The 6749-nt window shown below is 64.8% G+C and carries 5 protein-coding genes and 3 pseudogenes; 1 reads left to right on the forward strand and 7 read right to left on the reverse strand.

Features of this window, described 5'->3' with window-relative positions; all coding sequences use genetic code 11:
• Positions 1-66 precede the first annotated feature (66 nt).
• Entirely contained in the window at positions 67-690 is a 624-nt protein-coding gene (locus AHiyo1_RS16440; protein WP_059389265.1) for an energy-coupling factor transporter transmembrane component T family protein, read from the forward strand.
• On the opposite strand, the pseudogene AHiyo1_RS16445 reads toward AHiyo1_RS16440, so the two are convergent.
• From AHiyo1_RS16445 to AHiyo1_RS16480, 7 genes and pseudogenes are all read right to left on the reverse strand, one after another.
• Positions 687-1902, reverse strand: a pseudogene (locus AHiyo1_RS16445) (thiolase family protein). The gene AHiyo1_RS16440 and the pseudogene AHiyo1_RS16445 sit on opposite strands and share 4 nt — an antisense overlap.
• Complete coding sequence (locus AHiyo1_RS16450; RefSeq protein WP_059389269.1) at positions 1895-3304, reverse strand: class I adenylate-forming enzyme family protein; 1410 nt, start codon at positions 3302-3304, stop codon at positions 1895-1897. The pseudogene AHiyo1_RS16445 and the gene AHiyo1_RS16450 overlap by 8 nt, the downstream one beginning before the upstream one ends.
• Before the next feature lie 124 nt (positions 3305-3428).
• Positions 3429-3761 carry a metal-sulfur cluster assembly factor gene (locus AHiyo1_RS16455; protein ID WP_059389266.1) on the reverse strand — a complete coding sequence of 111 codons (333 nt, stop codon included), beginning with the start codon at positions 3759-3761 and terminating at the stop codon, positions 3429-3431.
• Between the two features lie 14 nt (positions 3762-3775).
• Positions 3776-4569 (reverse strand): annotated as a pseudogene (gene sufC / locus AHiyo1_RS16460) (Fe-S cluster assembly ATPase SufC).
• Positions 4570-4607: 38 nt separating this feature from the next.
• Positions 4608-4964 carry a non-heme iron oxygenase ferredoxin subunit gene (locus AHiyo1_RS16465; protein ID WP_059389267.1) on the reverse strand — a complete coding sequence of 119 codons (357 nt, stop codon included), beginning with the start codon at positions 4962-4964 and terminating at the stop codon, positions 4608-4610.
• Positions 4965-4990: 26 nt separating this feature from the next.
• Positions 4991-6318: pseudogene (gene sufD / locus AHiyo1_RS16470) on the reverse strand (Fe-S cluster assembly protein SufD).
• Between the two features lie 2 nt (positions 6319-6320).
• The coding region (locus AHiyo1_RS16480) for a SufD family Fe-S cluster assembly protein (protein WP_172465617.1) at positions 6321-6749 on the reverse strand (429 nt) is incomplete at its 5' end.

Genomic DNA, 6749 nt, shown 5'->3' on the forward strand with positions numbered 1-6749 from the left:
CGACGCCGTCGAACACTACCGCGCGCTGTGCGCCGCTGAGCCCGCACAAGGCAAGGTCGAGGCGACGTGAGGGGCCACGGGGTCCTGATCCCGAATTATGTGCCGGGCGACTCGATTGTGCACCGCACTCCCCTATGGCTCAAGTTCCTGCTGGTTGCCGGCTGCGGCCTGGCGTCGTTCCTCGTTGTCGACTGGCTTGTCTCGGCAGCCGTCCTCGGGGTGATGTGCGTGCTCTTCCTGCTCAGCGGCGCGGGGCTCAAACGTCTCGCGCGTTCCGTGTGGCTCGTGACGCCCATCCTCGCCGTGATCGGTGCCTTCCAATGGTGGCAACTGGGCGGCCCCGTAGCCGCGCGGATCGTGCTCAATGTGCTGGTCTGCGTCGTTGCGGCGTCGGTATTGACGGTCACGACTCCGGTGCAGGCGTTGCTGGACGGGGTGGTTGCCCTGTCCAAGCCGTTCAAGCGGTTCGGGGCGGACCCCGAGCGTTTCGCGCTGACCATCGCCATTATGCTACGCAGCCTTCCGTTCATCGCCGGCGCATTCTCCGATGTCCGTGACTCAGCCCGTGCGCGCGGCCTCGAACGCAATCCGCGCGCCCTGGTATTGCCGGTATTCATCACCACGGTTGCCTATGCGCGCCAGACCGGCGATGCCCTGGCCGCGCGCGGTCTTGGCGACGCGGAAGACTAATTGCCCTGCAACTGGGAGTACTGGAACATTGCCGCCGTGCCCATGCCACCCGCGATGCTGATCATCGCCAGTGCCAGGCTCTCCCGGCCGCTGATCTTCGGCAATCCTGCGGGCCTGGGCAAGTAGCCGCGTTACCAGGACAGCGCCCGACGCACCGTAGGCGTGTCCCAACGCCAGCGCACCGCCGTCGAGGTTCGCCCGTTCCGGTTCCACTCCCAGCGCCTCAAGGCAGGCGAGGGTCTGCGAAGCGAATGCCTCGTTGAATTCCACGAGGTCCAGTTCCGCAGGTTCAAGATCGAGCCCGGCCAGCAACCGTCTGGCCGCCACCGAAGCTCCGAGCCCCAGCAATTCCGGGTCCACGCCCGCGGTGTCACAGCCCAGGACGAGCAATCCGTCGGCGGCACCAAGTTGCCGTGCGCGCTCGAGTGAGGTGATCACGACGGCGGAGGCCGCGTCAGCGTCGAAGCACGAGTTTCCGGCGGTCACAGTGCCGCCCGGTACGAATGCCGACGGAAAGCGGGCCATGAGTCCGGCCTTGAGGGATGCCCGGGGTCCGTCATCCGCCTGCACCACGGTGCCCCCGGCTTCCAAGGGAACAATTTCGGAGGCGAATGCGCCGGCGGCACGGGCAGCGACGGCGCGCTCGTGACTCCGCACGGCGAACCCGTCCTGTTGTTCGCGACTGACGCCACACTCCCGCGCTACGTTTTCAGCGGCCACACCCATGTCCGGATCCCCGAACCCGGGCGGCACGAAGGTGGCGCGGGTGTAGAAGTCCGGCTCGCCGTCGGGGTCCGGATTTCGCCTGGCACGCAACGGAGCAGTACTGATGCTCTCCACTCCCCCGGCGAGGAAGACGCCGTTACCCCCCGCGGCCACGAGCCGGGAGGCCAAGGCGATGGCGTCGAGTCCGGAACCGCACTGCCGGTCCACGGTCAGTCCTGGAACACCCACCGGCAGTCCCGCGAGCAATGCGGCATACCTGGCCAGGTTTCCGCCCCCGCCCACCGCATTCCCGATGACGACGTCGGTGACGTCCGGGCCGGCAACACCGGTGGTTTTGAGGAGTGAGCGCAGCACGGGAGCGAGGAGTTCCTCGGCGCGAAGCGGCTTCAGTTGCCCATTGGCCCGGCAAATTGGTGTACGCAAGGCGGCGATGATCACCGGCTGGCGCGAAGGGTCCAGCCCCGTGCCCCGCTCACGGCTAGGCAAGGGGTTTCGCCCGCGGATCGTTGTTCTCAATCCAGTCGAGCAACATTTGGCGGCTGACCTTCCCGCGGTCCGTCACGGGCAATTCGGACAGCGTGAAATACCGCAGGGGTCGCTTGTCCCGGGCGAGCAAACCGTCCAGTCCCGTCTTCACTTGGGTTGCCGTCACCGAACCATAGGCGGGTACGATTCCGGCGACGACTTTCTGGCCGCGCACTTCGTCCAACATCCCGGCCGCTACAGCCGCCGAGACCCCGGGGACCGATGCCAGGGCAAGTTCCACCTCGTGGGGATAGACGTTCCTCCCGGAGGTGATGATCATGTCGGACCGACGGCCGAGGATGTGGAGGACACCGGAGTCCACATAGCCCTGGTCCCCCACCGTGTACCAACCGTCAAAGCACCGCAGCGCTTGGCCGTCGTCGCCCCACAGATATCCGTTGCTGACCATGCCGGAGCGGACACAGATATTCCCGTCTGCCCCTTCGGGCCGCTCCGCGCCGTCGTCGTCCATGATCTTGAGTTCGACGCCGGGAAACGGTTGGCCGATTCCCGTTCCGCCGGCGTCGAGCGGTTCCCCGGCGGCAAGGCGCGTTCCGGAAACGAAACTGAGCTCGGACGCACCGTAATACTCGAAAATTGCCGCATTGGGCGCCCACCGCCTGGCCGCCTCAAGGGTACGGGCGTCCAGCTTCGAGCCTGCGCAAATAATGCTCCGAACACCGGATGCGTCCACGCCCCCGGTCAATCCGCGCTCGCTCAAGAGGCGCAGCATCGTAGGCACGAGGACAAGGCGGGTGACGCCGTCGTAAGCGATGGCCGCGTGGACATCGCCGACGTCGAAGGTCTCCAGGGTATGGAAGGCCGCCCCGGCATACAGGCATTCGGACAAGGCGTAGAGGTTCAAGCTCGCGGCCAGCGGCCCGGGCGCAAGCGTCCTGTCCTCCGGCGTCAGCCCGAAGAATTCGATGGAGGCGTCAAACGAGACCTGCCACGAACGCCGTGAACGGGTGAAGGCCTTGGGGACGGACGTGGTTCCGGACGTCAGCCCGATCAGGAACGTGGAGTCCGGATCGCCGTCGGTCAGCTGGTCGCCTTCGCCATGGTGGAGGCCGGTGGCGGGCCCGGTTTGCCTCATCCTCCCGGTGACCTCATCGATCATGGCGTGCGGCCACAACGGGTCGAGCACGGCGCAGCGCCGCTCGCCGGCCACCGCGGCCGTGTACGCCACCACGAAGTCCAGGGAATTAGGCTCGGCGAGTATCGTCGTCGCGGCGGTCTCGCCCAGGCGCAACGTTGCGGCGTCCCGAAGGTCAGCCCAGTTGAGTCGTTTGCCGCCGACGACGACGGCGGTGTCGTCGGGGCGGTCATCGGCCCAGCGCTGAAGTTTGTCCAGAAAAGGCATCATCGAATTTTAGCCTGTGCGGCAGCGTCGGGGCTTACTGTGACGCCGTGCGGGTACGACGACGCCGGTCACCTTCGCGAAAGGTGGCCGGCCGTCGTCGTACTTTAAGCAAGCGGTGGGGATCCTAGATGTTGAAGCCGAGGGCCCGCATCTGGTCCTTGCCGTCGTCAGTGATCCGCTCGGGACCCCATGGCGGCATCCATACCCAGTTGAGGCGCCAGTCGTCGACGATGCCGTCGAGGGACTGGCCGACCTGCTCCTCGAGGACATCCGTCAGCGGACAGGCCGCCGTCGTCAACGTCATGTCGATGAGCAGGGCGCCGTCCTCCTCCGAGTATTTCAGACCGTAGAGCAGCCCAAGGTCCACCACGTTGACACCGAGTTCCGGGTCAATGACATCCTTGAGCGCCTCCTCGACGTCCTCGAGGCTGGTGCGAGCCGCGTTGATTTCGGTCATGGCGGGAGTCCTAACTAGGCCTGTGCTGCTGCGGCAGCAGCGATGGTGGCTGCACCGGCGCCCGTGGCGTAACGGTCGTAGCCTTCTTCTTCGAGGCGGTCGGCCAATTCGGGGCCGCCCTCTTCGACAACCTGGCCATCAACAAACACGTGGACGAAGTCCGGCTTGATGTAGCGCAGGATGCGGGTGTAGTGGGTGATGAGCAAAGTACCATGTTGCCCGTGGCGTGGGCGCGGTTGACGCCCTCGGAGACGACCTTGAGCGCGTCGACGTCCAGGCCGGAGTCGGTCTCGTCAAGCACGGCGAACTTCGGCTTGAAGAGTTCGAGCTGGAGGATCTCCACGCGCTTCTTCTCGCCGCCCGAGAAGCCCTCGTTGACGTTGCGCTGTGCGAAGTCGGCGTCGATGCGCAGCTGCTGCATGGCCGCCTTGACATCCTTGGTCCAGGTGCGGAGAGCGGGAGCTTCGCCGTCGATTGCCGTCTTGGCGGTGCGCAGGAAGTTGGTCATGGTGACGCCCGGAACCTCTACGGGGTACTGCATGGCCAGGAAGACGCCTGCACGGGCGCGCTGGTCAACGGTCATGGCCAATACGTCTTCGCCGTCGAGCGTGATGGTGCCCCTCGTGACGTTGTAGCGCGGGTGGCCGGCAATGGTAGACGCCAGGGTGGACTTGCCCGAACCGTTGGGGCCCATGATTGCGTGGGTCTCGCCGGTCTTGATGGTCAGGCTGACGCCCTTCAGGATCTCCTTGGTACCCTGCTCCGTCTCGATGCTGACGTGCAGGTCCTTGATCTCAAGAGTAGACATGCTCTTCTTTCTTTCGTAAGTCTTTAGGCACTTGGCGCTCAGTAGTTCTGTACTGACGCGCCGTTCACAACGTTGGTCACGTCCACGTAGACGTCGTCACCGTCGAGGGTGACGGCGAAGACGGGGACGGGGTCATAGGCAGGGAGCTGCAAGGGCTGTCCGGTGCGAAGATCGAACTGGGAGCCGTGGCCCCAGCATTCGATCGCGCAGCCTTCGATTTCACCCTCGGCAAGCGAAATGTCGGCATGCGAGCAGGTGTCGCCGATGGCGTGGATCTCCCCCATCGAGTCCTTGACGATGGCTACGGGGTAGTCATCGATCAGGATGCGCAGCGCCTGCTTGACCTGGATCTCGTTGGCGTTGCATACCAGTTCGCCTTGTGGCTGATCGCTCATAGTCTGTTTTCCCTGCTTGGCTTGAATTAGTTGTCGCTCGCGGCGAGTTCACGCTCAACAGCCTCGGTGAGGCGCTCTTCGAGTGCCGGTACCTTGATCTGCTGGATGATCTCGTTGAGGAAGCCACGGACCACCAAACGGCGGGCGACGTCTTCCGGAATGCCGCGTGCCATCAGGTAGAACAGGTGCTCATCGTCGAAGCGGCCGGTGGCGCTGGCGTGGCCGGCACCCTCGATCAGACCGGTCTCGATTTCCAGGTTCGGCACCGAGTCGGCGCGTGCACCGTCAGTGAGGACCAGGTTGCGGTTGGCCTCGTAGGTATCGGTGCCTTCTGCTTCCTTGCGGATCAGGACGTCGCCGACCCACACCGTGTGCGCGTTGCGGCCTTGCAGGGCGCCCTTGTAGAGGACGTTGGACTTGCAGTTGGCCACGGCGTGGTCAACAAACAAGCGCTGCTCGAGGTGCTGGCCGGCGTCGGCGAAGTACAGGCCGAACATCTCGGCTTCCGCGCCCGGCGCCGTGAAGCGCGTGGACGGAGTCATGCGCACGACGTCGCCGCCGAGGCTGACCACGATGTGCTTGAACTTGGCGTCCCGGCCCAGCTTGGCCTGCTGCGAAGAGGCGTGAACAGCGTCGTCGTTCCATTCCTGGAGCGAGATGACCGTCAGGTCGGCACCGTCTTCGACGAGGATTTCGACGTTCTCCGAAACGATCGCGCTGCCCTGGTGGTCCAGGACGATCCGGGACTTGGAGAAGCGCCCTGCCACGAGCACGATGTGCTGGGCGGAAGCTTCAGTGGAGGTGCCGGTCAGCAGGACGGACACTTCGCCGTCGAGCTGGAGCTCCGCGGGCACCGTAATGACGGTGGCCTCGGTGAAGTTCTCCCAAGCGTTGGCGGACACGCGGTCCTCCGGGATGGCTGCGGAGCCGATGCGGACGTCGTCCCGCCCCACGGTCTCGACGACGACGCCTTCCGGGGCGGTCACGGCGACCGACGGTGCCGAACCGGAGAGGACCTCGTTGTGTAGGCCGCGAAGCCGCTTGAGCGGGGTGAAGCGCCAGTCTTCTTCCAGTCCGGTGAGGGGCTTGAAGTCGGCCAGCTTGTACGAGGTCAGTCGACCTGCGCGCGAACTGTCCGGAATTCCAACGCCGCCGCCGTGGGAGTGGCTCTTGGCCGAGCGCCCGCAAGCGGTCCGGCCGAAGGAGCCTGTTCCGAGGTCTTTTCCGAGGTGGAAGAGGTGTTCGTGCCGGTGTTGACAGGCGAGAGGTTCTCGCCTTCTTCGGTGAAGCCGTCAATAAATGGCTGTGCCGAGGGCGCGCCGATGCGGGCCTTTTCAGTAGTGATTTCAGTCATTGCTAACCGACGGATCCTTCCATCTGCAGTTCAATCAGGCGGTTGAGTTCAAGGGCGTATTCCATGGGCAACTCACGGGCAATCGGCTCAATGAAGCCGCGCACGATCATGGCCATGGCCTCGTCCTCGGGCATACCGCGTGACATCAGATAGAAGAGCTGCTCCTCACTGACTCGGGAAACGGTGGCCTCATGACCCATCACCACGTCATCCTCGCGGATGTCGATGTAGGGATAGGTGTCGGAACGGGAAATGGTGTCTACCAGCAAGGCGTCGCAACGCACCGTGTTGGCGGAGTGCTTGGCGCCTTCGCGGACCTGGACCAGGCCTCGGTAGGCTGCACGGCCGCCGCCGCGGGCAACGGACTTGGAAATGATGGAGCTCTTGGTGTTCGGCGCGATGTGGACCATCTTCGAGCCGGTGTCCTGGTG

Origin of the sequence: Arthrobacter sp. Hiyo1, assembly GCF_001263615.2 — a bacterium.
Taxonomy (GTDB): Bacteria; Actinomycetota; Actinomycetes; order Actinomycetales; family Micrococcaceae; genus Arthrobacter.

What these genes read in the sequence shown, in the direction of transcription:
- AHiyo1_RS16465 (WP_059389267.1), bottom strand. Translation starts at nt 4,964, where the DNA reads ATGAGCGATCAGCCACAAGGCGAACTGGTATGCAACGCCAACGAGATC.
- AHiyo1_RS16455 (WP_059389266.1), bottom strand. Translation starts at nt 3,761, where the DNA reads ATGACCGAAATCAACGCGGCTCGCACCAGCCTCGAGGACGTCGAGGAG.
- AHiyo1_RS16450 (WP_059389269.1), bottom strand. Translation starts at nt 3,304, where the DNA reads ATGCCTTTTCTGGACAAACTTCAGCGCTGGGCCGATGACCGCCCCGAC.